The 25,586-nt window shown below is 70.8% G+C and carries 23 protein-coding genes; 15 read left to right on the top strand and 8 right to left on the bottom strand.

The window, feature by feature from the left end; genetic code table 11:
* Positions 1 to 34: 34 nt before the first annotated feature.
* The 8 genes from gcvT (at position 35) to E9998_RS02685 (ending at position 10,260) form a co-directional block, all read left to right on the top strand.
* On the top strand, positions 35 to 1,135 hold the full coding sequence (gene gcvT / locus E9998_RS02720) for a glycine cleavage system aminomethyltransferase GcvT (protein WP_136528175.1): 1,101 nt from the start codon (positions 35 to 37) through the stop codon (positions 1,133 to 1,135).
* A gap of 100 nt (positions 1,136 to 1,235) precedes the next feature.
* Positions 1,236 to 2,555 (top strand): Gfo/Idh/MocA family protein, encoded by a 1,320-nt coding sequence (locus E9998_RS02715; protein WP_136528174.1) that lies wholly within the window; start codon positions 1,236 to 1,238, stop codon positions 2,553 to 2,555.
* A complete protein-coding gene (gene uxaC / locus E9998_RS02710) occupies positions 2,552 to 3,985 on the top strand; it encodes a glucuronate isomerase (protein ID WP_136528173.1) in 1,434 nt (477 codons plus the stop codon). Before E9998_RS02715 ends, uxaC begins: the two co-directional genes overlap by 4 nt.
* Positions 3,986 to 5,281, top strand: a complete 1,296-nt coding sequence (locus E9998_RS02705; RefSeq protein ID WP_136528172.1) for an enolase C-terminal domain-like protein — start codon at positions 3,986 to 3,988, stop codon at positions 5,279 to 5,281.
* A complete protein-coding gene (locus tag E9998_RS02700) occupies positions 5,269 to 6,627 on the top strand; it encodes a mannitol dehydrogenase family protein (protein ID WP_136528171.1) in 1,359 nt (452 codons plus the stop codon). Before E9998_RS02705 ends, E9998_RS02700 begins: the two co-directional genes overlap by 13 nt.
* The gene (locus E9998_RS02695; protein ID WP_158299671.1) at positions 6,624 to 7,742 is read left to right on the top strand and encodes a Gfo/Idh/MocA family protein; all 1,119 of its coding nucleotides are present in this window, start codon (positions 6,624 to 6,626) and stop codon (positions 7,740 to 7,742) included. Before E9998_RS02700 ends, E9998_RS02695 begins: the two co-directional genes overlap by 4 nt.
* Before the next feature lie 310 nt (positions 7,743 to 8,052).
* Positions 8,053 to 9,138 carry a hypothetical protein gene (locus E9998_RS02690; RefSeq protein ID WP_136528169.1) on the top strand — a complete coding sequence of 362 codons (1,086 nt, stop codon included), beginning with the start codon at positions 8,053 to 8,055 and terminating at the stop codon, positions 9,136 to 9,138.
* A gap of 21 nt (positions 9,139 to 9,159) precedes the next feature.
* On the top strand, positions 9,160 to 10,260 hold the full coding sequence (locus E9998_RS02685) for a hypothetical protein (RefSeq protein WP_136528168.1): 1,101 nt from the start codon (positions 9,160 to 9,162) through the stop codon (positions 10,258 to 10,260).
* Between the two features lie 45 nt (positions 10,261 to 10,305).
* Here the strand turns inward: E9998_RS02685 and E9998_RS02680 are convergent, their stop codons facing one another.
* The gene (locus E9998_RS02680; RefSeq protein WP_136528167.1) at positions 10,306 to 11,700 is read right to left on the bottom strand and encodes a pectate lyase family protein; all 1,395 of its coding nucleotides are present in this window, start codon (positions 11,698 to 11,700) and stop codon (positions 10,306 to 10,308) included.
* 173 nt (positions 11,701 to 11,873) lie between these two features.
* Positions 11,874 to 12,869: a pectate lyase family protein gene (locus tag E9998_RS02675; protein ID WP_136528166.1), complete on the bottom strand. Its 996-nt coding sequence runs from the start codon at positions 12,867 to 12,869 to the stop codon at positions 11,874 to 11,876.
* Positions 12,870 to 13,168: 299 nt separating this feature from the next.
* Here E9998_RS02675 and E9998_RS02670 point away from each other — a divergent pair, with 299 nt between their 5' ends.
* Positions 13,169 to 14,146: an acetylxylan esterase gene (locus E9998_RS02670; protein ID WP_136528165.1), complete on the top strand. Its 978-nt coding sequence runs from the start codon at positions 13,169 to 13,171 to the stop codon at positions 14,144 to 14,146.
* Positions 14,147 to 14,232: 86 nt separating this feature from the next.
* Here the strand turns inward: E9998_RS02670 and hisN are convergent, their stop codons facing one another.
* The 3 genes from hisN to aroA form a co-directional block, all read right to left on the bottom strand.
* On the bottom strand, positions 14,233 to 15,033 hold the full coding sequence (gene hisN, locus E9998_RS02665; protein ID WP_136528164.1) for a histidinol-phosphatase: 801 nt from the start codon (positions 15,031 to 15,033) through the stop codon (positions 14,233 to 14,235).
* 72 nt (positions 15,034 to 15,105) lie between these two features.
* Positions 15,106 to 16,119, bottom strand: coding sequence for a ribosome small subunit-dependent GTPase A (rsgA, locus tag E9998_RS02660; RefSeq protein ID WP_136528163.1), 1,014 nt, complete (start codon positions 16,117 to 16,119; stop codon positions 15,106 to 15,108).
* Entirely contained in the window at positions 16,119 to 17,456 is a 1,338-nt protein-coding gene (gene aroA, locus E9998_RS02655) for a 3-phosphoshikimate 1-carboxyvinyltransferase (protein ID WP_204745212.1), read from the bottom strand. The genes rsgA and aroA overlap by 1 nt, the downstream gene beginning before the upstream one ends.
* Before the next feature lie 117 nt (positions 17,457 to 17,573).
* Here aroA and E9998_RS02650 point away from each other — a divergent pair, with 117 nt between their 5' ends.
* From E9998_RS02650 to rsrA, 4 genes are all read left to right on the top strand, one after another.
* Positions 17,574 to 18,305 (top strand): SOS response-associated peptidase, encoded by a 732-nt coding sequence (locus E9998_RS02650; RefSeq protein ID WP_136528444.1) that lies wholly within the window; start codon positions 17,574 to 17,576, stop codon positions 18,303 to 18,305.
* A 145-nt stretch (positions 18,306 to 18,450) separates the two neighbouring features.
* Positions 18,451 to 18,804: a WhiB family transcriptional regulator gene (locus E9998_RS02645; RefSeq protein WP_136528162.1), complete on the top strand. Its 354-nt coding sequence runs from the start codon at positions 18,451 to 18,453 to the stop codon at positions 18,802 to 18,804.
* A 462-nt stretch (positions 18,805 to 19,266) separates the two neighbouring features.
* Positions 19,267 to 20,058 carry a sigma-70 family RNA polymerase sigma factor gene (locus E9998_RS02640; protein ID WP_136528161.1) on the top strand — a complete coding sequence of 264 codons (792 nt, stop codon included), beginning with the start codon at positions 19,267 to 19,269 and terminating at the stop codon, positions 20,056 to 20,058.
* Entirely contained in the window at positions 20,055 to 20,354 is a 300-nt protein-coding gene (gene rsrA, locus E9998_RS02635) for a mycothiol system anti-sigma-R factor (protein ID WP_136528160.1), read from the top strand. The genes E9998_RS02640 and rsrA overlap by 4 nt, the downstream gene beginning before the upstream one ends.
* Positions 20,355 to 20,384: 30 nt before the next feature.
* Here rsrA and E9998_RS26655 read toward each other — a convergent pair whose 3' ends face one another.
* Positions 20,385 to 20,981 (bottom strand): TetR/AcrR family transcriptional regulator, encoded by a 597-nt coding sequence (locus tag E9998_RS26655; RefSeq protein WP_136528159.1) that lies wholly within the window; start codon positions 20,979 to 20,981, stop codon positions 20,385 to 20,387.
* 81 nt (positions 20,982 to 21,062) lie between these two features.
* Positions 21,063 to 21,137, bottom strand: coding sequence for a 50S ribosomal protein bL37 (locus E9998_RS26995; protein WP_373897052.1), 75 nt, complete (start codon positions 21,135 to 21,137; stop codon positions 21,063 to 21,065).
* A gap of 382 nt (positions 21,138 to 21,519) precedes the next feature.
* On the opposite strand from E9998_RS26995, the gene E9998_RS02625 reads away from it, so the two are divergent.
* Both E9998_RS02625 and E9998_RS02620 read left to right on the top strand, forming a co-directional pair.
* Positions 21,520 to 22,551 carry an SIS domain-containing protein gene (locus tag E9998_RS02625; protein ID WP_136528443.1) on the top strand — a complete coding sequence of 344 codons (1,032 nt, stop codon included), beginning with the start codon at positions 21,520 to 21,522 and terminating at the stop codon, positions 22,549 to 22,551.
* Positions 22,552 to 22,632: 81 nt separating this feature from the next.
* The gene (locus tag E9998_RS02620; RefSeq protein ID WP_136528158.1) at positions 22,633 to 23,835 is read left to right on the top strand and encodes a hypothetical protein; all 1,203 of its coding nucleotides are present in this window, start codon (positions 22,633 to 22,635) and stop codon (positions 23,833 to 23,835) included.
* Between the two features lie 478 nt (positions 23,836 to 24,313).
* Here E9998_RS02620 and dprA read toward each other — a convergent pair whose 3' ends face one another.
* The gene (dprA, locus tag E9998_RS02615) at positions 24,314 to 25,477 is read right to left on the bottom strand and encodes a DNA-processing protein DprA (protein ID WP_136528157.1); all 1,164 of its coding nucleotides are present in this window, start codon (positions 25,475 to 25,477) and stop codon (positions 24,314 to 24,316) included.
* Between the last annotated feature and the right edge of the window lie 109 nt (positions 25,478 to 25,586).

The raw sequence follows: 25,586 nt of genomic DNA, 5'->3' as shown, positions 1-25,586 counted from the left end.
TAGCCACTGAGACGAAACCGTTAAGCTTCGTGCCATGTCCGACGCTTCAGAGTTCACACCACCCCTGCTGACCTCGCCCCTGCACCACCGCCACACCGCCCTCGGCGCCAAGTTCGCCGAGTTCGCCGGGTGGGACATGCCGATCCAGTACGGGAGCGGGGTGCTCGCCGAACACCAGGCGGTGCGCACCGGCGTCGGCGTCTTCGACGTCTCGCACCTGGGCAAGGCGTGGGTCACCGGGCCGGGCGCGGCGGCGTTCGTCAACCGGTGCCTGGCGAACGACCTCGACCGGATCGGCGAGGGCGGCGCGCAGTACACGCTGTGCCTGGAGGAGTCCGGCGGCGTGGTGGACGACCTCATCGCCTACCGGTTCTCCGACGAGCGGGTGTTCCTCATCCCGAACGCGGCCAACACCGCCGAGGTGGTCCGGCGCCTCGCCGCGGCCGCGCCGGAGGGTGTCGAGGTCCGCGACGCGCACCGCGACTACGCGGTGCTCGCCGTCCAGGGCCACGGCTCGGTCCGCGTCCTGGAGGCCCTCGGGCTGCCCGCGGGCCACGAGTACATGACGTTCACCGAGCACGAGCGGGACGAGACCGACGTCATCGTCTGCCGTTCGGGCTACACCGGCGAGACCGGCTTCGAACTCGTCGTGCCCGTCGAGGCCGCGGGGGAGCTGTGGGACGCGATCACCGCCGAGGGCGCGGTCCCGTGCGGGCTCGGCGCGCGCGACACGCTGCGCCTGGAGATGGGCTACCCGCTGCACGGCCAGGACCTCGGCCCCGACATCACGCCCGTCCAGGCCCGCCTGAACTGGGCGATCGGCTGGGACAAGCCCGAGTTCTGGGGCAAGGCCGCGCTCGAAGCCGAGCGGGCCGCGGGCCCGAAGCGGCGCCTGTGGGGCCTGGAGGCCGTCGGCAAGGGCGTGCCGCGCGCGCACATGACCGTCTTCCACGGTGAGAGCGCCGTCGGCGAGACCACCTCCGGCACCCACGCGCCGACCCTGAAGAAGGGCGTGGCGCTCGCGCTCCTCGACGCCGCGTACAAGCCCGGCGCCGAGCTCGAACTCGACGTGCGCGGGCGGCGCCTGCCGGTGCGGGTCGTCAAGCCCCCCTTCACGAAGGCCACCCCGAAGTAGCGACGTGGGCCCGGCCCCGGCCCGAGTGCCGGGACCGGGTCTTGCCTGCCGCGAGGTTCTCAGATAGCGTTTACCAGAACCTCGCAGACGAAGGAGTCACATGTCAGGCACGTCGCATCGCTATGCCATCGTCGGGACCGGCTCACGCGCCACGATGTACGTCAACGCGATCATCGAGCGAGGTGACAAAGCGCAACTCGTCGCACTGGCGGACACGAACCCCAAGCGGATCGCGCACCACGCCGCCGCCGTCGAAGCCGCGGGCCTGCCCGCCCCGGCCGCCTACGCCGCCGCCGACTTCGACCGCCTCCTCGCCGAGACCGACCCCGACACCGTCATCGTCACCTCGGTCGACGCCACCCATCACGAGTACATCCTCGCCGCCCTCGCCGCGGACAAGGACGTCATCTCCGAGAAGCCGCTGACCACCACCGCCGAGGCCGCCACCGCCATCCTCGACGCCGAAGCCCGCTCCAAGGGCACGGTCACCGTCACCTTCAACTACCGCTACAACCCCCTCCACGAGAAGGTCGCCGAACTCCTCCGCGACGGCGCCATCGGCGAGATCACCTCCGTGGGCTTCGACTGGCTCCTGGACACCCGCCACGGCGCCGACTACTTCCGCCGCTGGCACCGCGAGGCCGCCAACTCCGGAGGCCTCCTCGTCCACAAGTCCGGCCACCACTTCGACCTCGTCAACTGGTGGCTCGACGCGGCGCCCGTCAGCGCCTTCGCCAAGGGCAAGCTCGCCTTCTACGGCGAGAACGGCAAAGCGAACGGCCACGACCGCGGCTACGACCGCGTCCACGGCTCCGACCTCGCCTCCGACGACCCCTTCGCCCTCCACATGGCCGAGAGCGACACCCTCAAGACCCTCTACCTCGACGCCGAGGACGCCGACGGCTACATCAGGGACCAGTCCGTGTTCGCCCCCGGCATCACCATCTACGACGACATGATGGCCCTCATCGACTACGACTCCGGCGTCACCCTCTCCTACCGCCTCACGGCGTACTCGCCCTGGGAGGGCTACCGGGTCCACTTCAACGGCACCCAGGGCCGCCTCGAACTCCTCGTCGTCGAGAACGACCACGTCAACCCGGCCCTCAAGGGCCCCAACGGCGCCAGCGTCCACGGCACCCACGCCGCCCCCGAAGAGGGCCACTACGAGCTCACCCTCCACCCCTTCTGGACCAAGCCCACCCGCATCGACCTCGGCGAGTACAACCGCTCCGGGCACGGCGGCGGCGACGTCCGGATGCTCGGCGTCCTCTTCGACGGCGACACCGACCCCCACGCCCGCTCCGCGAACGCCCAGGACGGCGTGAACGCGCTGGCCGCGGGCCTGGCGGCCAACGCGTCGATCGCCAGTGGGCAATCGATTGCCGTCGCAGACCTCATCAAACGGGACGCCGCATGACCCTCCACCCCGACCGCCTCTTCCCCGCCGACGAGCGCACCCGCGCCATCGCCCGCGAGCTCCACCGGCAGACCGCCGACCTGCCGCTGCTGAGCCCCCACGGGCACGTCGACCCGCGCCTGATCGCCGAGAACCTCCCGTTCCCCGACCCGGCCCGCCTCTTCGTCGTCCCCGACCACTACCTCACCCGGATGCTCTACAGCCAGGGCGTGACCCCCGGCGAGCTCGGCGTGGCCTCCGTCCGCGGCGAGCCCTCCGAGATCGACGGGCGCACGATCTGGGGCCGCTTCGCCGAGCACTACCGGCTCTTCCGCGGCACCCCCTCGAAGCTGTGGCTCGACCACACCTTCGCGGAGGTCTTCGGGATCTACAAGGAACTCGGGCCCGACACCGCCGACGAGTTCTACGACCACCTCTCGGCGCGCCTCGCCGAACCGGCCTACCGGCCCCGGGCCCTGTTCGAGCGCTTCAACATCGAGGTCCTCGCCACCACCGAGTCCCCCGTGGACTCCCTGGAGCCGCACGCCGCCCTGGCCGCCCAGACCGCGGCCGACGGGCGCGCGTGGGGCGGGCGCGGCGGGAAGGTCGTCACGACCTTCCGGCCCGACAACCTCGTCGAGCCCGGCTGGCCCGGCTGGCACGACCGCGTCGAGGCCCTCGCCGAGCTCACCGGGGAGGACACCGCGACCTTCGACGGCTTCCTCACCGCGCTGCGCTCGCGCCGCCGCGACTTCATCGCGGCCGGCGCGACCTGCACCGACCACGGCAACCTCACCGCCTACACCGAGGACGACCCGAAGGCCGCCGCCGAGATCTACGCCAGGGCCCTCGCGGGCGAGGCCGACGAGGCCGAGATCCTCCGCTTCCCCGGGCTCATGCTCGTCGAGTTCGCCCGCATGAGCGTCGAAGACGGCCTGGTCATGCAGCTCCACCCCGGGTCGAACCGGAACCACAACGAGTGGCTGCACGCCGGCTGGGGCCGCGACGTCGGCGGCGACATCCCCAACGCCACCGAGTACACGCGGGCGCTCAAGCCGCTCCTGGACGCCTTCGGGAACCACCCGCGCTTCCGCATCGTGCTCTACACCCTGGACGAGACGGTCTTCAGCCGCGAGCTCGCGCCCCTCGCGGGCGGCTACGCCTCGGTGTTCCTCGGCGCGCCCTGGTGGTTCCTCGACTCCCCTGAAGGCATGCGCCGCTTCAGGGAGGCCGTCCACGAGACCGCCGGTTTCTACAACACCGCCGGGTTCGTCGACGACACCCGAGCGTTCTGCTCCATCCCCGCCCGCCACGACCTCGCCCGCCGCATCGACGCCGCCTACCTCGCCCGCCTAGTCGCCGAGCACCGCATGACCGACGCCGAAGCCGCCGACGTCGCCGTCGACCTCGCCTACAATCTCCCTCGCAAAATCTACGGATTGGAAAAGTAAGTGCCGACCAAGATCGAACGCCTCGAAGTCCACGACGTGCGGTTCCCGACCGCGACCGCCGGCGACGGCTCGGACTCGATCAACCGCGCCGACTACTCCGCCTGCTACGTCGAACTCCACACCGACGGCGGCCCCACCGGCACCGGCTTCACCTTCACCGGCGGCCGCGGCACCGAGATCGTCGCCCGGGCCGTGCGCTCCTACGCCCACCTGGTCGAGGGGAAGACCGTCGAGGAGATCTTCGCGAACCCCGTCGAGTTCTCCCGCTCGATCGTCCAGGAACCGCAGATCCGCTGGCTCGGACCCGAGAAGGGCGCCACCCACATGGCCGTCGGCGCCATCGTCAACGCCGTGTGGGACATGCGCGCCCGACTCGAAGGCAAGCCCATGTGGCGCCTGCTCGCCGAGATGGACTCCGCCGAACTCGCCGCCCAGATCGACTACCGCCACATCGAGGACGAGCTCACCTACGACGAGGCCGTCGCGATCCTCGAAGCGGGCCGCATCGGCTACGAGGACCGCCTGAAGGTCCTGGAGACCGACGGCTTCCCCGCCTACACCACGTCCGTGGGCTGGCTCGGCTACTCCGACGAGAAGGTCCGCGCCCTCACCGAGCAGGCCGTGGCCGAAGGCTGGACCGCCGCGAAGATGAAGGTCGGATCGCCCGACGTCGCCGACGACGTGCGCCGCGCCGGCATCATCCGCGACGTCCTCGGCCCCGACCGCCTCCTCATGATGGACGCCAACCAGATCTGGTCGGTCCCCGAGGCGATCGAGAACATGAAGCACCTCGCCGCCTTCGACCCCTACTGGATCGAGGAGCCCACCCACCCCGACGACATCCTCGGCCACGCCAAGATCGCCAAGGCCGTCGCCCCGATCCGCGTCGCCACCGGCGAGGTCGCCGCCAACCGCGTCATCTTCAAGCAGCTCCTCCAGGCCGAGGCCATCAAGGTCTGCCAGATCGACGCCTGCCGCGTCGGCGGCATCCCCGAGGTCCTCGCCACCCTCCTCATGGCCGCCAAGCACGGCGTCGACGTCTGCCCGCACTCCGGCGGCGTCGGACTCTGCGAATACGTGCAGCACCTCGGCATGTTCGAATACCTTCGAGTCGGGAAGACCTTGGAGGGCCGCATGATCGAGTACGTCGACCACCTGCACGAGCACTACACCGACCCCGTCACCGTCGTGGACGGCCGCTACCGGCTCCCCACGCAGCCGGGCTACTCGGTCGAACTCAAGCCCGAGTCCATCGCCGAGTTCTCCTTCCCGAACGGGCCCGCATGGAGCGCCTGAGCAACGAGAACGTCAAGCGGCTCCCCGGGGACGTCACCGTCCCCGGGGACCGCCCCCAGACCTCCGGCATCCTCCACATCGGCGCCGGTGCCTTCCACCGCGCCCACCAGGCCGTCTACACCGACGACACCGACTGGGGCATCACCGTCGCCGCCCCCAACTCGCGCGGCGTCATAGACGCCCTCGCCGAACAGGACGGCCTCTACTCCGTCGCCACGCTCGGACCCGAAGGCGTCTCCATGCGCGTGGTCGGCTCGATCGTGGACACCCTCCACATCGCCTCCGAACGCGAACGCGCCCTCGACCTCCTCGCCGCCGACACCACCCACGTCGTCACCCTCACCGTCACCGAGAAGGCCTACACCGACCCCGGCGGGGTCCCCGGGCTCCTCGCCGAGGGCATCGCCCGCCGCGCCGCCCGCGGCGGCCCGCCGCTCACCGTCCTGTGCTGCGACAACCTCCCCGACAACGGCAAGACCACCCGCGCCGCCGTCGAACCGCTCTTCGACGACCGCACCCGCGCCTGGGCCCACGCCAACGTCGCCTTCCCCTCCTCGATGGTCGACCGGATCGTCCCGGCCTCCACCCCGGCGACCTACGAGCGCGCCTTCCTCGAACTCGGCGTCCAAGACCGGGCCGCCGTCGAGGCTGAACCGTTCAGCCAGTGGGTCATCGAAGACGACTTCGCCGGGCCGCGCCCCGACTGGGACGCCACCTTCACCAACGACGTCGCCGGATGGGAACGCCTGAAACTGCGCACCCTCAACGGCGTCCACTCCACACTCGCCTACCTCGGCGCGCTCGCCGGCGCCGAGACCATCGGCGACACCCTCGCCCTGCCCGGCGCCGAGGACTTCGCGCGCTGGCTCATCGCCGAGCAGATCGCACCGAGCTTCACGCCGCCCGACGGCCAGGACACCATCGCCTACGGCGAGAGCGTCCTCGAACGCTTCGCCAACCCCGGCATCCGGCACCGCTGCATCCAGATCGCCATGGACGGCTCCCAGAAGCTCCCGCAGCGCCTGTTCGCCACCGTCGCCGACCTCGCCGACGCCGGCGTCGACCGCGACCTCATCGCGCTGCCCCTCGCCGCCTGGACCCGCTTCTGCGCCGGCACCGCCGACACTGACGCCGAACTGCCGCTCGACGACCCCCTCAAGGACGTCCTGCGCCAGAGCCTCGCCGCCGCCGGATCCAACCCGGCCGCGAGAATCGACGCGATCCTCGGCATCCGCCAGATCGTCCCCGAACACGTCGCCGACGACCACCAGCTGCGCCGGGCCGCCGCCAAATGGCTGCGCGAACTCGACCGGCACGGCGTTGCCACCACCCTGGAGCACCTGTGACCGAGACCCGCCCCCCGCGCATCGCCCTCGTCGGCGCCAACGGCTACGGCCTGCACCACCGCCACAACCTCGAACCGCGCCGCCGCAGCGGCGAGATCGACTTCGTCGCCATCTGCGACACCGCCGACATCCACGTCGACGAGCAGATCCCCATCGGCGACACCCCCGTCTTCGACGACTACCGGGCGATGCTCGACGCCGCCGACCCCGACGTCGTCATCATCGCCACCCCGCCCCCCACCCACCTGCCCATCGCCAGCGCCGCGATGCGCCACGGCGCCGACGTCTACCTGGAGAAGCCCCCCGTCGCCAACCTCGACGAGTACGCGCGCCTCTACGACGTCATGACCGAGACCGGCCGCAACGTCCAGGTCGGCTTCCAGGCCCTCGGCTCCCACGCCTTCAACGCCCTGCGCGACGCGATCGAGGCCGGGCGCCTCGGCGAGGTCGAGTCCGTCGCCGTCGCCGGGTCCTGGCAGCGCCCCGACTCCTACTACCGCCGCTCCCCGTGGGCGGGCAAGCGCGAGGCGAACGGCGTCCTCATCGCCGACGGCGCCCTTGCGAACCCGTTCGCGCACGCCTCGCAGGAGGTCATCGCGCTGGCGGGGGACTGGCCGCTGGACGGCGACATCGAACTGGAGCGCCTGCGCACGCGTTCGGAGATCGAAGTGGACGACACCGCGGTGTGGCGCGCGGTCAACAAGAACGGCGTCCGCATCACCGTCGCCGTCACCGTCTGCGGCGACCGCAAGATCGAAGGCGACGTGTACGTCAAGGGCACCGAAGGGGAGGCCTGGTTCCAGTACCCCACCGACCGCCTCCTGCTCCCCGGCGAGACCGAGCCGACCCGGTACGGGCGCACCGACCTCCTCGACAACCTCCTCGCCCACCGCCGCAGAGGCGTCGGCCTCATCTCCGGCCTGCGCCGCGCCAAGACCTTCACCGGCGTCCTCGAACGAGTCCTGAGCGACCCGATCCCCCGCCTCATCGACGCCGACCACCTCGACCGCGTCGGCGACGACCCCGTCACCATCCTCAAGGGAGCCGATCAGGCCGTAGAGGACGCCGCCCGCCAAGGCCGCCTCTTCTCAGAACTCGGCCTCCCCTGGGCCTAGGGGGTCGTCCGGAGTGCGCAACGGCCGCTGACCGGTCCATTCGCCCGCTCGCCGCGTTGTCGGGCCTTTGCATACGACACCGGTATGCAAAGGCCCTTCCGCGGCCTCGGCGACGCTTGCGAGCCGTAACTGTGCAGGGCGAGCGAACGAATGGCCTCGGCCAGCGACTCGCCGCGCACTCCGGACCACCCTTCTCCAACCGCGGAATCCCCAGGGGAGTCCGCGGCTCACCAGGCGGGCAACCGATGTCCAAGGGGCGCCTGTTATCTTGCGGGTCCCCCCTACAACAGAGGTTCGAATGATCCGCCATATGCCCAAACCCCTTCAGTTGGCGTACCTCGTCGCGGTCGATTTGTGCCGTGGCGACGAGGCGTCCTCCGTGGCCGTCCGAAAATTTCAAGGCTATTACCCTCCTCAGCTGCCGGCGACGTACGAGCCCCGTCCGCTCCCCGGGTTCACCCCGCTGGCGGAGCTCGACACCGAACGCCACATGCCCGCCGACGAGACCGAGCTGGCGATCGAGGGGGCCGCCGCCTCCGGCGACCGGAGCGCGCTTACCTCGCTCCTAGCCGCGACCTGGGGCGATTGGGATCGCAGATCCCGTGTCGCCCATCGCATCGCGAATGCGGCCGTCGAGGACGAGTCGTGGCTCCAGGCCTGGGAGGTCGCCGAGCCGGGCAGCCCGGGGGTGACGCTCGTCCGCGCCGAGCGCACGGTCCTGCACGCGTGGAAGGTACGCGGCGCGCGACGCGCCAAGTATCTCGACGAGGACCAGATCCGTGGCTTCCGTGAGGGGATCGCGCTCGCCGAGCACCACATGGAGCAGGCGGTCGCGGCCGCGCCCGAGGACCCGACCCCGCTCCAGTTCACGATGCCCGTCGCGATGGGCCGCGGCTGGTCCCGGGAGGCCTTCGAAGGCCTGTGGAAGGAGTTCGCGACCCGCCACCCGCACGGTTTCCACGGCCACCTCGCGGCCCTCCAGTACTGGTGCGCCAAATGGCGCGGTTCGCACGAGCAGGCGCGCGCCTTCGCCGCGGCCGCCGCAGCGAACGCCTCGGAGGGCTCGTTCCTGGCCGTCCTCCCGCTCATCGCCGCCTTCGAGGAGCACGGGATTGAGGGCGCCCGGGCCTACCGCACCCCCCAGGTCCACGCCGCCGTCGAGGCCTGCCTCCTCGAAGTCAAGACCGGTCCGGACGCGGACCCGGACATCGTCTTCCAGGTCCGCCACCTCCTCGCCTACTTCCTCAACCGCCTCGGCCGCCACCGCGAGGCCGCCGAGCAGTTCAAGGCGATCGACGGCCACATAGGCGCCCTCCCCTGGACCTACTGCCCCAACCCGCCCCAGGAGTACGGCTGGTACCGCCGCGATTCAGTGCGCCGCAGCGGCCGCCGCTGAACCCCTCCCGAAAGGTCCGCCATGGCCTCGCGCCTGTCCAACATCCCCAAGTTCTTCCATCTCGGCGCCGTCGCCGTCTTCAGGGGGAAGGATGCCGTCAACGCGGCGACGCGCCGCTACCAGGGCTATTACCCCGAGCCGCCCTGGCTGAGCCCCGGCTACGAGCCTCGCCCGCTGCGCGGTTTCGTGCGCCTGCGCGACACCGACGAGGAGCGGTTCGAGGCCCCGTGCCCGCTCGACGCCGCTGTCGAGGCGGCGGTCGCGGACCGGGACTGGCGGGCGCTCGCCGCCCTCTTCGCCGACACGCTCGGCCAGTGGGAGCGGCGTTCGCATGCGCTCGTGCTCATGGCCGAGTCCTCGCTGAAGGACCAGACCTGGCTGGCGGACTGGGAGCGGGCCGAACCTGAAGGCTTCGCGCCGCTGCTGGTCCGCGCCGAGCGCACCATGCGCTTCGCCTGGCAGCTGCGCGGCGCCTCCCGGGCCAGGTACCTGACGCAGGGCCAGCGGTCAGGGTTCACCGAGCAGATGGCCGCCGCCGAGGCGCACATGCACGCCGCCGTGGCCGCCGACCCGCTCGACCCCACCGGGAAAGAGCGCATGCTCCGCGTCGCCCGCAGCCGCGGCTGGCCGCACCGGCGCACGGAGGCGCTCTGGAAGGGGTTCACGGCCCTGCACCCGCACGGGTTCGAGGGTCATCTGTCGATGCTCCAGTACAAGTGCGCCAAGTGGTTCGGCTCTGACGACGAGGCGCGGGCCTTCGCCGCCGAGGCCGCGTCGGCGGCGCCGCAGGGGTCGTTCCTCAACGTGCTGCCCCTGGTCGCCGCGTTCGAGGAGCACTACATCCCGTCGGGCCGCGAGTACCGCACGCCGCAGGTGGAGGCCGCGGTCGACGCGTGCCTCGCGGAGCTAGCGGCCTGCCCTGACGCTTACCCGCGCACCGTGATCCAGGTCAGGCACGTCCTCGCGTACGTCCTCAACCTGCTCGGCCGCCACCGCGAGGCCGTCGAGCAGTTCCGGGCCGTGGACGGCCATGTCGGCGCACTCCCGTGGTCGTACTTCCCGAACACCGTCCAGGAGTACGGCTGGTACCGCAGGGACTCGGTCCGCCGCAGCAGGCGGTGAGCGATGCGGCCCCGTGTCCTTTCGGACACGGGGCCTTTTCCTCTGCTAGCTCGCGCCGGCGCCGCCGGTCACGATCGACTTGACACTGGAGGGCGTGTCGAGCGTGAACGAGTACGGCACGCTCGCTACGGAGCCGCTGGAGACCGGCGTCCCGGAGTTCACCAGGTGGTTGTTGCGCGAGACGATGCGCCCGCCCGCGGAGTCGCCCTGGCCGATCTCGGTGGGGGAGTCGGTGTTCTCGATGTAGTTGCCCTCGAAGATGACGCCGGCGTTCATGGTGGTCGCGACGCCGTAGTCGCCGATGTCGTAGTAGTAGTTGTTGAAGATGTGGACCGGCTCGCCGAAGCGCACGCGCGGGTTGCGCTGCTGGGTGCCGTTGAAGAAGTTGTGGTGGTAGGGCACGCGCAGGTTGCCGATGTCGGCGGTGTGGTCGTCGGAGTGGCCCAGCAGCATGTTCTTGTCGCTGCCGTTGAACCGGTTCCAGGAGACCGTGACGAAGTCGGACTCGCGCTTGATGTCGCACGAGCCGTCGTAGCCGGTGCCGAAGGTGTTGTGGTCGACCCAGATGTTCTGGGAGCCGTCCTGGATGTTGATCGCGTCGTCGGACCAGTTGTTGAAGCGCAGGTTCTGGATGATGACGTTGCGCGAGCCGCTGAGGTGGAAGCCGCCGCCGGTGATCTGGGCGCCGGAGTTGCCGACGATCGTGACGTTGGAGCCGACGTTGATCATCCCCGAGACGTTGATGGTGCCGCTGACGCGGACCACCCTCGCCGAGGAGCCACTGACGGCCGAGGAGAGCGCCGACGCGGAGGTCACGGTGGTCGCCGAGGCGCTGCCGCCGCCGGTGGTGCCGCCGTTCTGGGTCGCCCAGCCGACCAGGCCGGTGGTCGGGGTGCCGCCGCCGCTGGCCGGCACGAGCTGCCACTGCTGGTTCCAGCCGTTGAGGTAGTCGTACTGGGAGATCCGCGAACCGGGCGTGGTCGACCACTCCCAGACGTCGAGGGCCTTGCCGGAGAAGCGGTTCACGAAGGTGGCGTAGCCGCCGGACTCGGTCACCTGCCACTGCTGGTTGTCGGCGTTGAGGTCGTTCCACTGCGCGATGGTGGCGCCGTTGGCGGCGTTCCACTCCCACACGTCGAGCACCATGTTCGAGTGCCTGGCCTGGATGCGGTAGTAGCCGCCGCCGCTGTCGACGAAGCGGAACTGCTGGTTGTTCGCGCCGGTCTGGGTGTACTGGATGATCTCGGCGCCGCCGGTGGTGCTCAGGTTGAGCACGTCCAGGACGAGGCCGGAGTGGCGGGACTTGATGTAGTACCAGGTGCCGGGGGTGACCGCCTGTGCCGAGGCGGCGGTCCACAGTCCGGCGGAGGCGGCCACGGGCACGGCGGCGGTGAGGCCGACGACCTTCCAGAATCCGCGTCTGGTCTGCTTGCGGTCCATGAGATCGACCCTTTCGATGGAGGGGGAGACCCAACGTATTGAAGGATCTCGATGTTGACGGTAAACCGCCAGGGACAGCGTTTGCAAGACCTCGGTCCAAAATAGAAAGCAACGGGGCCGACGATGTCTCGTCGGCCCCGTCGTGCGTGTGGCAAGCGCTGATACGGGCGTGACTAGCCCGCCCCGGCGCCGCCCTCCACGATCCCCGGGATCTGATCGGCCGGGTCCGCCGAGTAGCCGTACGGCAGATCGGTGTTCACCGACCCGTTCGTGAGGATCTTGCCGGAGTTGTCGAGCACGTTGTCGAACTCGACCAGGCGCCCGTCGCTCGATGAGCCCTCGCCGATGTGCGTCGGCTCGTCGACGTTCTCGAAGTAGTTCGCCTCCACGATGACGCCCGCGTCCTCGGTGGTCGCGATCCCGTAGGAGCCCACGTCCTTGTAGTAGTTGTTGAAGACGTGGACCTGCTCGCCGAAGCGCACGCGCGGGTTGCGCTGGTTCGTGCCGTTGAAGAAGTTGTGGTGGTAGGTCACCCGCAGGTGCCCCTCGTCCTGGCTCCCGTTGTCGTCCGAGTGCCCCAGGAGCATGTTCTTGTCGTGCCCGTCGAACCGGTTCCACGCCACGGTCACGTAGTCCGAACCGCGCTTGACGTCCACGCAGCCGTCGTAGCCGACGCCGAAGGTGTTGTGGTGCACCCAGATGTTCGTCGACTCCTGCTGGACGTTGATCGCGTCGTCGTCCCAGTCGTCGAAGGTCAGGTTGGTGATGATGACGTTCGACTGCCCCGAGACGTCGAGGCCGCCCCCGGTGATCCGAGCGCCCGAAGCGCCGATCACCGTCGTGTCGGAGGCGACGTCGTTCATCCCCGAGATGCTGATCGAACCGCTCAGGCGCACGATGAGGCCGCCCTCGCCGATCGCGGACAGGAAGTCGCTCGCGCTGGAGACCTCGACCTGCTGGGAGCCGCCGGAGACGCCCCCGTTCAGGCTCGCCCAGCCGACGACGGCCTGGGCTACGCCGACGTCGGACGCGGCCGCGCCCTCGTCGGTCGCCGCACTGGCGTGCTGGGAGGCCCACACGCCGAGGCCGCTGGCGGCCGCCGCGGCGCCCGCGCCGGAGGCCAGGAGCACGCGCCGCTTGATGCGCGGAACTGCCGGGTTGGCGCTCACGTTGTCGTTCCTCTCGATTGTCGGATTGTTCGCATTCCCGGCTTTTGCTGGGAATACATTGAAATGTCTCGATATGTTATCGGACTTCGAGAAGGATGGCAACCGATTGCGCTGGCGATTTCCGGGGAATCTCGGAGGAGCGCGCTTCCCCCTGTCTACCACATAACGCTCGAAAGCCACATATCAACGCTCCGTGTCGATCTGGCGCCGCGGCGTCGTTTCCGGTAGGCTCGTCGCGAGGCCTGGAAAACGTGTTCCTGAATGTGGACTTATTTGTTGGGTCGTGCTACAAACTCTTCATGGCTCTTTTCGACCTCCCCCTGGAACAGCTCCGCGAGTACCGGCCCGACGTGCCCGAACCGGCCGACTTCGACGAGTTCTGGAAGTCCACGCTCGCCGAGGCCGGCGAGCGCGACCTCGACGTCAGGCTCACCCCGCACGAGACCGACCTGGTGACCGTCGAGGTCCACGACCTCGTCTTCGCGGGCTTCGGCGGCGACCCGATCAAGGCCTGGCTCGTCAAGCCCAAGGGCGTCGAGGGCCCCCTGCCGTGCGTGGTCGAGTACATCGGCTACTCCGGCGGTCGGTCCTTCCCGTGGGCGCACACCACCTACCCCGCTGCGGGCTGGGCGCACCTGGTCATGGACACCCGCGGCCAGGGCTACGGCAACTGGCAGCCCGGCGACACCGGCGACCCGTACGGGACGACCGGGCCGACGAACAAGGGCTGGATGACCCAGGGCCTCGAAGACCCCGAGCACTACTACTACCGGCGCGTGTTCACCGACGCCCACCGCGCGGTCGACGTCGCGAAGTCCCTGGAGGGCATCGACCCCGACCGGATCGTCGTCGCGGGCGGCAGCCAGGGCGGCGGTATCGCCCAGGCGGTCGGCGGCCTGCGCGGCGACCTCGCGGGCGCGATGATCGACGTGCCGTTCCTGACCTACTTCCGCCGTGCGGTGACGATCACCGACGCGTTCCCCTACCAGGAGATCGTCGAGTTCCTCTCGGGCCAGCGCCTGCGCGAGGACCGGGTCTTCGCGACCCTGGACTACTTCGACGGCGTCAACTTCGCCGCGCGCGGCACCGTCCCGGCGCTGTACTCGGTGGGCCTGATGGACGACATCTGCCCGCCCTCGACGGTGTTCGCGGCCTACAACCGCTGGCAGGGCGAGAAGCGGATCACCGTGTGGCCCTGGAACAAGCACGAGGGCGGCGGCATCCACCAGCGCGGCGAGCACCTGCGGTTCCTGGCGGAGGCCGCCAAGGGCGCCTGAGGCGCGGCATCGGCTTCGGTCATCGAAGATGAGGAGAGCGAGGGGCGCGGCCCGATCGGCCGCGCCCCTCGGCATGTCCGCCGCTGTTACGTCTCGCGGATCTTCAGCCGCTCGAGGGCCTGCTCGTGGAGGAGCCCGTTGGTGGCGAGGGCGGTGCCGCCGTCGGGGCCGGGCCGTCCGCGCAGGTCGGTGAAGGTGCCGCCGGCCTCTTCGACGATGAGGGCGAGGGGCGCGAGGTCCCACAGGGCCACTTCGGGTTCGGCGGCGATGTCGAGCGCGCCTTCGGCGAGGAGGCAGTAGGAGTAGAAGTCGCCGAAGCCCCGTTCGCGCCAGGCCTCGTGGAGGAGGCCGAGCATGGCGCCCTGGCGGTCGAGCTTGGTCCAGCCGGTGATGGAGGAGATGCTCACCGAGGCGTCGGCGAGCTTGGCGACCTTGGAGACCTGGATCCGCTTGCCGGCGCGCTGGTCGCGTCCGGCGAAGGCGCCGGCGCCCTTCATGGCCCACCAGCGGCGGTGCAGGGCGGGGGCGCTGACGACGCCGACGACGGGTTCGCCGCGGTCGAACAGGGCGATGAGGGTGGCCCAGATCGGTACGCCGCGCACGTAGTTGCGGGTGGCGTCGATCGGGTCGATGACCCATTTGCGGCCGGAGGCCCCGGGGTTGTCGCCGTACTCCTCGCCGAAGATGCCGTCGCGGGGCCGGGCGCGCGCGAGGGTCGAGCGCAGCACCTCCTCGATGGTGGTGTCGGCGTCGGAGACCTCGGTCATGTCCGGTTTCGAGGAGACTCGCAGGTCGGAGGCCCTGAACCGGCTGGTGCCGATCTGGGCGGCGCTGTCGGCGAGCAGGTGCGCGAGGCCGAGGTCGTCGTTGTAGCTGGAGGTGGGCATGACCTCATCCTACTGAGGCCGCGTCCGGGGCCGCCGTCCAGCGAGGCGACGACCAGGTGAACAAGGGGCCGTTCAGTTCTTGGCGTCGGATTCGTGGAGCGAGGCGAGGACGCGGCGGAAGGAGGCGAGGCGTCCGGCGCGGGGGTCGTCGGGGCCGATGGCGGCGTCGAGGGCGCAGTCGCCGATCTCGGGGGTGTGGGTGCAGCCGCGGGGGCAGTCGCGGGCGACCGCTTCGAGTTCGGGGAAGGCCTTGAGGATCGAGTCGGCGGTGACGTGGGCGAGGCCGAAGGAGCGCACGCCGGGGGTGTCGATGACCCAGCCGCCGGCGGGCAGTTCGAGGGCGACGGTGCTGGTGGAGGTGTGGCTGCCCTTGCCGATGGCGCGGACTTCGGCGACGGCGCGCCCGGCGCCGGGGACGAGCCGGTTGATGAGGGTGGACTTGCCGACGCCGGAGTGGCCGAAGAACACGTTCTCCTTGCCCGCCAGGAGCGCGACGAGTCCGTCGAGGGGCTCGTCGGGGCGGGTGGTGGTGATGGTGAGGTCGAGCTGGGAGTAGTAGGCGCGGACCTCTTCGACCTTGGCGGGGGCGAGGTCGTTCTTGGTCAGGCAGAGGACGGGGGCGACGGCGGCGTCGTAGGCGGCGACGAGGCACCGGTCCACGAAGCCGTAGCGCAGGGGCGGGTCGACGAGGCTGGCGACGACGACGAGCTGGTCGACGTTGGCGACGACGAGGCGCTCGTTGGCGTTCTCGTCGTCGGCCGAGCGGCGCAGTTCGCCGTGGCGCGGTTCGATCCTGACGACGCGGGCGAGGGTGCCGGGGGCGCCGGTGAGGTCGCCGACGAGGGCGGCGCGGTCGCCGACCACGATGGACTGCTTGCCGAGTTCGCGGGCCTTCATGGCCGTGACCTGGGCGCCGTCGACGAGGCAGGTGTAGCGGCCGCGGTCGACGGCGACGACGAAGCCCTCCTGCGCGTGCTCGTGCTTGGGGCGGATCTTGGTGCGGGGGCGGGAGCGGCGCGTGGGCCTGACCCGCACGTCGTCCTCGTCCCAGTCCTCGTCCTCGGCGTCCCAGTCCGGTTGCGGCACTAGGCCTCAGTCTCCTCTGCGGGTCGGTCGCCGCCGTGCAGGACGGCGCGCTCCCAGGCTTCGGCGAAGTCGGGCCAGGTCTTGGAGACGCAGGCGACGTCGTCGAGGACGAGGCCGGGGATCACCAGTCCGGCGACGGCGCCGGCGTGGGCCATGCGGTGGTCGGCGTAGGTCTTCCAGGTGCCGGACCGGCTGCCGCCCTTGTTGACGCGGAAGCCGTCCTCGAACTCGTCGACGTCGGCGCCGATGCCGCGCAGTTCGGCGACGAGGGCGGCGACGCGGTCGGTCTCGTGGCCGCGGATGTGGGCGACGCCGCGGACGGTGAAGGGCCCGCGGTTGACGCCGAAGAGGGCGGCGAGGGCGGGGGTGAGCTCGGCGGCGTCGGCGAGGTCGAGTTCGACCGGGATCGGGTCGGGGGCGCCGACGACGGTGAGGCCGCCGCGGCTCCATTCGACGCGCGAGCCGAGCTGGGCGAGCACGTCGCGGATGCGGTCGCCGGCCTGGGCCGTCTCGGTCGGCCAGCCTTCGACGGTGACGCGCCCGCCGGCGGCGACGGCGGCGACGAGGAACGGGGCGGCGTTCTGGAGGTCGGGTTCGATGACCCATTCGCGGCCCTTGAGCTCGCCGGGTGCGACGCGCCAGCGGTTCGGCTCGGAGTCGTCGACCTCGGCGCCCGCCTCGCGGAGCATCTGGACGACCATGTCGAGGTAGGGGCGGCTGGGGACGGGACGGTCGCCGGTGTGGCGCAGGTCCAGGCCGTGCTCGAACCGGGGCGCGGCCATGAGGAGGGCGCTGACGAGCTGGGAGGTCTTGGAGGCGTCCACGGCGAGTTCGCCGCCGGCGACGCGCCCGGCGGCGTTGACGGTGAACGGCAGCGCGAGGCGCCCGCCGTCCTCGATGCCGACGCCGAGGTCGCGCAGGGCCTTGATGACGCCGTCGTTGGGCCGGTTGCGGGCGTGGGGGTCGCCGTCGAAGGCCACCGGCCCGTCGGCGAGGGCCGCGACCGGCGGCAGGAACCGCATGACGGTCCCGGCGAGCCCGCAGTCGACGGCGGTGCCGCCCGCGAAGGCGCCGCCCGCCGGGGGCGTGACGGTCCACAGGGCGTCGTCGGCGGTGTCGACGCCGACGCCGATCGCGCGCAGGCCCTCCACCATGAGGAGGGTGTCGCGGGCGATGAGGGGGCGGTGGATCGCGGAGGGGCCGGAGGCGAGCGCGGCGAGGATGAGCGCGCGGGCGGTCATCGACTTCGAGCCGGGCACGCGCACGACCGCGTCGAGCTCGGTCTCGGCGTACGTGGCGGTCCAGCGGCGCTTCTCGGGGGCGGCGGTTGCGTTCACGGGGCCCAGTCTAGAGGCCTGCGGGTCGCGGGCCGGAGCGTCGGCGCACCGGGGTGGCGCCCGGCCCGCCCGGAATTGACGATTCGCGCTGTCGGTGGCGCGGGTTACGGTGTGGGCATGTGCGGAAGGTATGCCAACAGCAAGTCGAGCCCCAGCATGGCGGCCCTGTTCGACGCCGCCGACCTCATAGCCGGAGCTTGGGATCCCCGGTACAACATCGCGCCCACGACCCTCGCCCCCGTGGTCCGCCGCTCGAAGTCCCGGGACGAGCGCGTCGTGGAGATGGCCCGCTGGGGCCTGGTGCCGCCGTGGGCCTCCGATCCGGCGATCGGCGCCCGCATGTTCAACGCGCGCATCGAGACCGTGTCGACCTCCCGGGCGTACAAGCGCCCGTTCGCCTCGCGCCGCGCCCTCGTCCCGGCCGACGGCTGGTACGAGTGGCGCAAGCTCCCCGGCGGCGGGAAGCAGCCGTACTTCTTCACCCGGCCCGGCGGCGTGGTCTTCGCGGGGCTGTGGGAGACCTGGCGCCCGCGCGAGGCCCGCGCCGAAGGCGCCGAGGACCTCAGCCTGATGACCTTCACGGTCCTCACCTGCCCGGCCATGGGCGAGGCAATGGAGTCGGTGCACGACCGGATGCCCTACGTGCTGCCGCCCGAGCGGTACGCGGCCTGGCTGGGGGAGGAGGACGCCGACGTCGGCGAACTGCTCGCCGGGCCCGCCGCGTCGCTGCCCGAGGAGCTTGAGATCCGCAAGGTGAGCCGCGCGGTCGGCCGGGCCGCCAACGAGGGCCCCGAACTGGTCCGCCCGATCGACGAGGAGGACGGTGCCCGGACCCTTCCGGGAATGTGAACTCAATCACTATGCCGCATCGGTATCTGTACCCCAAGTCGTCGGTCTTTCGTGTACAAGCCGCCGCTGACCGACGGGAATCGCTTCAGGAGTCGCGGCGTCGACACCGGAAGGGTCGGCGGCGGAACGGAACAGGGAGGTAGCAATGCGGCGAATCCGCCCCGAGGAAGTGGCCCGAGCCCGAATGGACCCCCGGCTGCTCGATGCCGCCGAATACCGCAACGAGATCATCAGAGGCGCCTACCGGATGAGCGGCGACGACTGGCTGCGCCGCGGCAACTGCGCCGAAGCCGAGCCCGACGTCATGTACCCCGAACCCCGCGAACCCATCGACGCCGCCCTCGCCATGTGCGCCGCCTGCCCGGTGCGCACGCCCTGCCTCGTGCGCGCCCTCGAAGCCCGCGACCGCCACGGCGTCTGGGGCAACACCGCGCCCCGCGAACGCCGGGCCATGATCGAGGTCTGGAAGGACATCAACCCCCTCGCCGTGGGCGCGTAGCGACCCGCCGCACCGACGGCCGCGACCGCCCTGCGGGCGACGTCGCGGCTTCTCGGCGTCCAAATGGGGGGATCGGGGGAGGACCGCAGCCTCCCCGGACCGGCGGCGGTGTCAAGTCCGCCGGCCCGGGGCAGGTACTGGGAGTTCACGCGCCGGTCACCCGGCGCGATCAAGACCCTTCCGGGTCCAACCACGATAACGACCACTCACACCGAAAGTTACCGCTTCCCTCCGCAAAGTAATGATTTCGTGTGATTTCCCGAAATTCGTACACCTCGCCCGACTCCACCCGCTCCACCGCTGTGGCCGAGACGACTCACGCCGTTTCGCCACCGGCGGAATGATCCACCGCCCCCCGACGTTGCACCGGTCGAGCCGCACCACTCGGCTCGCCGCGACACGCCCCCGCCACCGCGGGAGGCCGGCGGGCCCAGCACAAGGCCGGTAAGGAGCGCACCGCACATGACGACCACCCTCCGCGGACGCGAGGACGAACGACTGGCCGCCCTGCTGAACGGGCCCGAATGGCCCGCGGCCCTCAGCCGCACCGCCACTCCCGACGGCGTCGGCGGCGTCACCGCCGCACGCATTTCCCCCGACCTCGCCCGCACCCCTGCCGTAGGCTCGGGACTGACCGGCGACGAGAGGGAGACGGTGACCGAGGCAGGCGGCGAGAACACCCAGGAGCGGCGCGAGCGGTTCGAACGCGACGCCATGCCCCTGCTCGACCAGCTCTACGGCGCCGCCCTCCGCATGACGCGCAACCCCGCCGACGCCGAAGACCTCGTCCAGGAGACCTACCTCAAGGCCTACTCCAAGTTCCACCAGTTCCGCGAGGGCACCAACCTCAAAGCCTGGCTCTACCGCATCCTCACCAACACCTACATCAACACCTACCGCAAGAAGAAGCGCCAGCCCCTGACCTCGCCCACCGACGAGATCACCGACTGGCAGCTCGCCGACGCCGAATCCCACTCGGCCACCGGCCTGCGCTCCGCCGAGACCGAGGCCCTCGACCACCTGCCGGACTCCGACGTCAAGGACGCCCTCCAGCGCCTCGGCGAGGACTTCCGCCTCACCGTCTACCTCGCCGACGTCGAAGGCTTCTCCTACAAGGAGATCGCCGACATCATGGGAACCCCGATCGGCACCGTCATGTCCCGCCTCCACCGGGGCCGGCGCCAACTGCGCCAGCTGCTCAGCTCGTACGCCGCCGACCGCGGCCTGTCGCACGCACGGGAGGTACAGCAGTGACCGCTCCCGAACCGGAGAAGCCCAAGCTCGACTGCCGGGAAGTCCTCGAAGAGGTCTACCTCTACCTCGACGAAGAGTGCTCCGACGTCCGCCGCACGGTGATCCGCGACCACCTCGAAGAATGCTCCCCGTGCCTCTCCGAGTACGGCATCGAGCAGGAGGTGCGCACCATCGTCCACCGCTGCTGCAGCAAGGAGACCGCGCCCGACGAGGTCAAGGAGCGCCTGCGCCGCAAGCTCAGCGCGATCGAGCAGGTCGGCGAGCTCTTCGGCGAAGTCGCCGAACGCGATCGCTGACCGGGCCCGACCGCGCCCAGCGGCACGGCCCTACGCGGCCGAGGACTCGGCGGCGTTGGCCTGGAGCAGACTGATGGAGATCTGGAGTGAAGCCTCCCGGATCTCCTGCTCGGAGTCGTCGATCCGCGGATAGGTGATCCACGCGCTGTACAGCGTCGTGATCGCGTCCCACGCCCGCAGGCGGTGGGTGAGCGGGTCGTCGGACTCGATGAGGAGCGCGTGCAGGCGGCGCTGGCGCATGCGGAAGACCGACATGCGGTCCAGGCGCGTGAGCGCGGCCTGGTTGCTCTGCATGAACTTGAGCACCGGCACGTGGGACCTGATGGTCTCCTCGTAGCGGCGCAGCAGCTCCGTCCGGGTCTCGAGGTCCCGCGGACGCGTGTCGCCCCATTCGCAGATGCGGTCGACGTCGGCGGCGTAGGACTCGAAGAAGCTCGCCGCGATGTCTTCCTTGGTCTTGAAGTGGTAGTACAGGGCGGCTTTGGTGACGCCGAGCTGCTCGGCGATCTCCCGCAGGGAGGTGCGTTCGTAGCCGTGCTCGCTGAAGAGCGCGATCGCGGTCTGCTGGATCCGCTCGCGGGTGCTCGGCTGTTGCTGGTCGCGCGCTTCGCGCGGCGCTTCGGTCATGTGGGCCAGTCTCGTTCGTGTCCGGGATCGACCAGTGCGATCGCGGGGCAGTCTCGGCGCGGCCGCCTGCCCCGCCACGCGCTAGCTGTTCGGCCGCTTCCCGTGGTTCGCGGACTTCTTCTTACGCGACTTGCGCTTGCGAGCTGCTTTCGCCATGGCTCCTCCTTGGTCGGTCGGGAATGCAGGGGTCAACCTTACCGGCACCTGCGCGAGGACCCCGAGGGCGTTGACGGCGGCGTGAACTCGGAGCAGTGTTGGAGGGGGCGCCGTCGGAGGGGGCGCCCGCCCCGCCCGGGGCGGACCTCCCCGCTCCGCGTCCGCTCGGCGCCGGGCCGCTCCGACGCGCCGCGGCGGCGCCGCTCGAAATGGGAACGGCGGTGGACGCGCCGGGAAGGGGTCGACTACCCTTCATTATGAAGGTTTATTTAATATTTACAGGTCCCGTCTTCAGAGGTCCCCGTCGCACAAGGAGCGTCCCGTGAACCAGCCCCAGGTCGGCGCCGCCGACGAGATCGCCGCCGATCGCCCCGGTGCGGGCATGGCCGCCGACATCGCCGAGCAGCCCGACGTGTTCCGCGGCCTGCTCGACCACGGCGCGGCCGAGATCGCCAAGATCGCGGCGGTCATCGCCGAGCGCAGGCCCCGGTCGGTCGTGTTCACCGCCCGCGGCACCTCCGACCACGCGGCCCTCTACGCGGCCTACCTCACCGAGATCCGCCTCGGCCTCCCCGCGAGCCTCGCCAGCCCCTCGGTCGTCACCGTCTACGACGCCCGCCCCGACTGGTCCGACAGCCTCGTCATCGCCGTCTCCCAGTCCGGCGGCTCCCCCGACCTCGCGCAGGTCGTGGCCGCCGCCCGCGCCTCCGGCGCCCTCACCCTCGCGGTCACCAACAACCCCGACTCCCGCCTCGCCGGCGAGGCCGAACTCCACCTCGACGTCCGCGCCGGACACGAACGCGCCGTCGCCGCCACCAAGACCTACACCGCCGAGCTCCTCACCCTCCTGCTCCTCATCGAGGGCATCCGCACCGGCACCGGCCGCCTCGAAGCAGCCGAGGCCTCCGCGCTCGACAAACTCCCCGAGCTCGCCCAGCACGTCCTGGAGCACTCCGGCGCTGCCGAGCTCGCCGGCCGCTACCGCTTCGCCTCCCGCTTCGTGACCACCGGCCGCGGCTACGCGTACCCGACCGCGCGCGAGACCGCGCTCAAGCTCATGGAGACCTCCTACCTGCCGTCGCTGGCCTTCTCTGGCGCCGACCTCCTCCACGGGCCCCTCGCCATGACCGACCCCGGCGTCCCTGTCCTCGCCGTCGTCGGCTCCGGCCCCGGCGGCCACGCGATGTGGAACGTCCTCACCCAGCTCGGCAAGCAGCGCGCCGACGTGGTCGTCGTCGGCGCCGCCGACGTCCCCGGCCAGAGCGCCCGCCTCGCCACCCCCGCGGTGGACGAGCGCCTCGCGGCCCTTCTGGACATCCTTCCGCTCCAACAACTCTCGCTCAATCTCGCCATCGAGCGCGGCGAGAACCCCGACGCGCCAAGAGGTCTCAAGAAGGTCACAGAGACTGTGTGAGCCCAGCTCGGGCGGGGTCCGGCGGCGGGAGTTCACCTTCGGTTCACCCTGATGTTCACCGATCTCCGTAAACTCAGCGTCATGCAGGCCCCACCCGCCGCGTCCACCGGCACCACCGAGATCGTCTGGAACGACAGGCGGTACCGGGCGCGCGCGATCACCGGCGGCGCCGCGTTCGAGATCTACTCGGACAGTCGCGAACCCGGCTTCCACCCGAGCGGCGGCGCCTTCCACCGGTACGTGCACGCCTCCGAGGTCGCCAGCGACGGCGGGGAACTGCTCCTCGCCGGAGTCGCGCCGGTGTCGGTCCCGGTCATGCCCGGGGCCGATGCCGAGACCGTCCACCGCTACAGCCAGAACCCGCGCATCGGCCCCGTCGAGCGGGCACTCGTCGCGGCCGTGCGTGCAACCGCGTTCATCACCCCCGGCACGCGCATGGTCAAGCCGCTCAGCCGCCACCAGGTCGCCCGGCAGCTGACCTCGGCGCCGCTCGTCGGCGGCGTGTGCTTCCGCGAGTTCGACGTGGCCCACCTGCGCACCCCCGACGACCGAGTCGTCCTCGCCGGCGACCCCGACGATGTGCGCGACACCGCGTTCGCCCTGCGCTGGAAGGCGATCGGCGCCGGCGACTACCTCAGCACGGAGGCGGCGAACTTCCCCGGCCTGGTCGGCGTCCCCGGGCGCGAGCGGCGCGGGTCGATGATCCTCGGCACGGGGTTCCTCCCCAGCGGCAGCCACCTGATCCCCGAGTTCGCCACCGCCGGGCTCGCCGACCTGCCGCTCACCGCGCGCGCCGAGATCCTCGCGTACACGCCCGACGGCGGCGAGATCGCGCTGTTCCAGTACCAGCCGCAGACCAACGTGTGGAACCGGATGGCCGGCGCCCGCCACCGCGACCTCGTCAACCGCATCCCCGGCCTTGAGACCGGCCGGGCGCTGTTCCGCGTCGATCCCTCCGTCCATGCCGGACTCATGGGAGTCCATGAGGGCGAAAGGGTCTCGGTCACCGCCGATCCGGGGCACGGTTTCACCGTGTACGAGCGGGGCGCGGTCAGCCGCAGCCCGGTGACCCGGCCGCAGCGGTTCCTCACATTGGCGCACTGGCGCGATACCGAAGTGCTCGCGCTGGGCCGCAACGAGGACTGGGTGCGGGTGCGCCTGACCCGCCCCGACATCGAGGCGATCATGGCGACCGACGCGACCTGCATCGAACGCGGCGTCTACGAATGCTGGGCCCCCCGAGCCGAACTCGAATACCCCCGCACGGTCGTCACCGACTACTGACCCTCCCCGCATCGCGGGCCCTGCCTTGGGGCCTCCCCCCGCCCTCTCCCCACCCACCCCACCCGAACACCGCCGCACTGTGATCACCGACTACTGACTCACCCTGGATCGCGGGCCTCGCCTTGGGGGACTCCCCCTCCCCCCGCCCCCTCCCCACCCACCCCTGATTTGCATGCTGCGCGCTGCCCGGTGCTCTGCTTGTGGCTGCGTTCGGGCTTGGTCGGTTGTATTCGGTTGTCGGGGTTGTCGACTCGACCCCGTTTTGATCGGTTCGGCTTGATTCGAATCGGTCCCGTTCGGTTCAGCCTTGTTTGGCTGGTTCGGCTCGCCTCCGTTTGCTTGGCTCGGTTCGGTCCCGTTCGGCTCAGCCTCGCGCGGCTGGTTCGGTTCGGCTCGCCTCCGTTCGGTTGGTTCGGCTCGGACCCGTTGGCTTACCTTTGCCCGGCTTGGCTCGGTGGGGCTCGTGCTCGTGGTCGGATCAGTGGTGTCCTCCTCTCGACAGGCGCCAGCGGTTGTCGATCTGGTCGACCCAGCCGCTCTGCTTGAGGTTCGCGAGGGTCAGGGCCGCCGTCTCGGCCGGGACTCCGGCCGCCGCGGCGAGGCGTTCGGCTTCGACCACGTAGCCGCGCGGTAGCGCTTCGACAAGGCGCGCTTCGATTTCGGTGAGGCGGTCGATCGGGCGTCGCTCGGTGGGCGGTTGGGAGGCCATCGGGCCGCCGATGCCGGTGAGGTCCTCGATGATCTCCTCGGCCCGAGTGACCAGCCGTGCCTCCCAGGGCTCGCGGGCGAGTTGATGGGTCCCCGCCGACTGCGAGGAGGTCACCGGGCCCGGCGTGAACATCAGGACCCGGCCCAGCTCGGCCGCGTGCCGAGCGGTGTTCCGGGCACCGGAGCGGTGGGCGGCCTCGATGACCACCGTGCCGGCGGTCAGAGCGGCGATCACTCGGTTGCGGGTGAGGAAGCGGTGCTTCATCGCGGAGGCGCCCGGGGGCCACTCGCTCACCAGGAGACCGCGCTGCACGATGAGGTCGAACATGGACCGGTTCGCCTTCGGATACGGCAGTTCGACACCCGAGGCCAGGACCGAGACCGTGCTGCCTCCGCGGGCCAGCGCCCCCAGGTGCGCCGCGCGGTCGATGCCGAAGGCGCCGCCCGAGACCACCGTCCAACCCGACTCGGTCAGGTCCGCCGCGAGGTCGTCGGCGAGGTGCTGGCCGTACTCGGTGGCGGCCCGCGATCCGACGATCGCGACCGACCTGCGGCAGAGTTGGGCGAGGTCGTGCTCCCCACGCACCCACAGGCCGCGCGGCGGCCGCACGTGCGGCTCGTCCGCGTCGCAGACGAGCAGGAGATCCTGGAGCTGGTCGGGCCAGTCGGGGTCGCCGGGCATGAGGAACCGGGCGCCGCACTCGCGTGTCGCCGAGGCGATCTGGGCGGCGCGTTCGGCCGGGTCGTGCGTGCAGGCCACGGCGGCGCAGGTGATGCGCCGCAGACGGTCGGGGACCGTCCCGTCCCAGACCATGCGGACGGTCTCGACCGCCCCGTGTTCCTCGATCAGATCCTCGAGGTCGGCGTCGCCTGGTTCGACGATCGAGGACAGCAGCATGAGTGCCAGTCGCGGATCGTTCGGCAGTCGGTTCATGGTTCCTCCTCGTAGTTCGAGCTCGTGATTCGAGTTGATCGCGGTGGTGGTCGGTGGTCGGACTTGGTTGTCTTGCGGCGGTTCGGTTGTGACGGGTGTTTGCGTTTGT

This window comes from Glycomyces paridis (assembly GCF_004912155.1).
GTDB lineage: Bacteria > Actinomycetota > Actinomycetes > Mycobacteriales > Micromonosporaceae > Glycomyces > Glycomyces paridis.
Note: the sequence above shows the minus strand (reverse complement) of the source record. Positions and strands in the feature narration are given on the sequence as shown.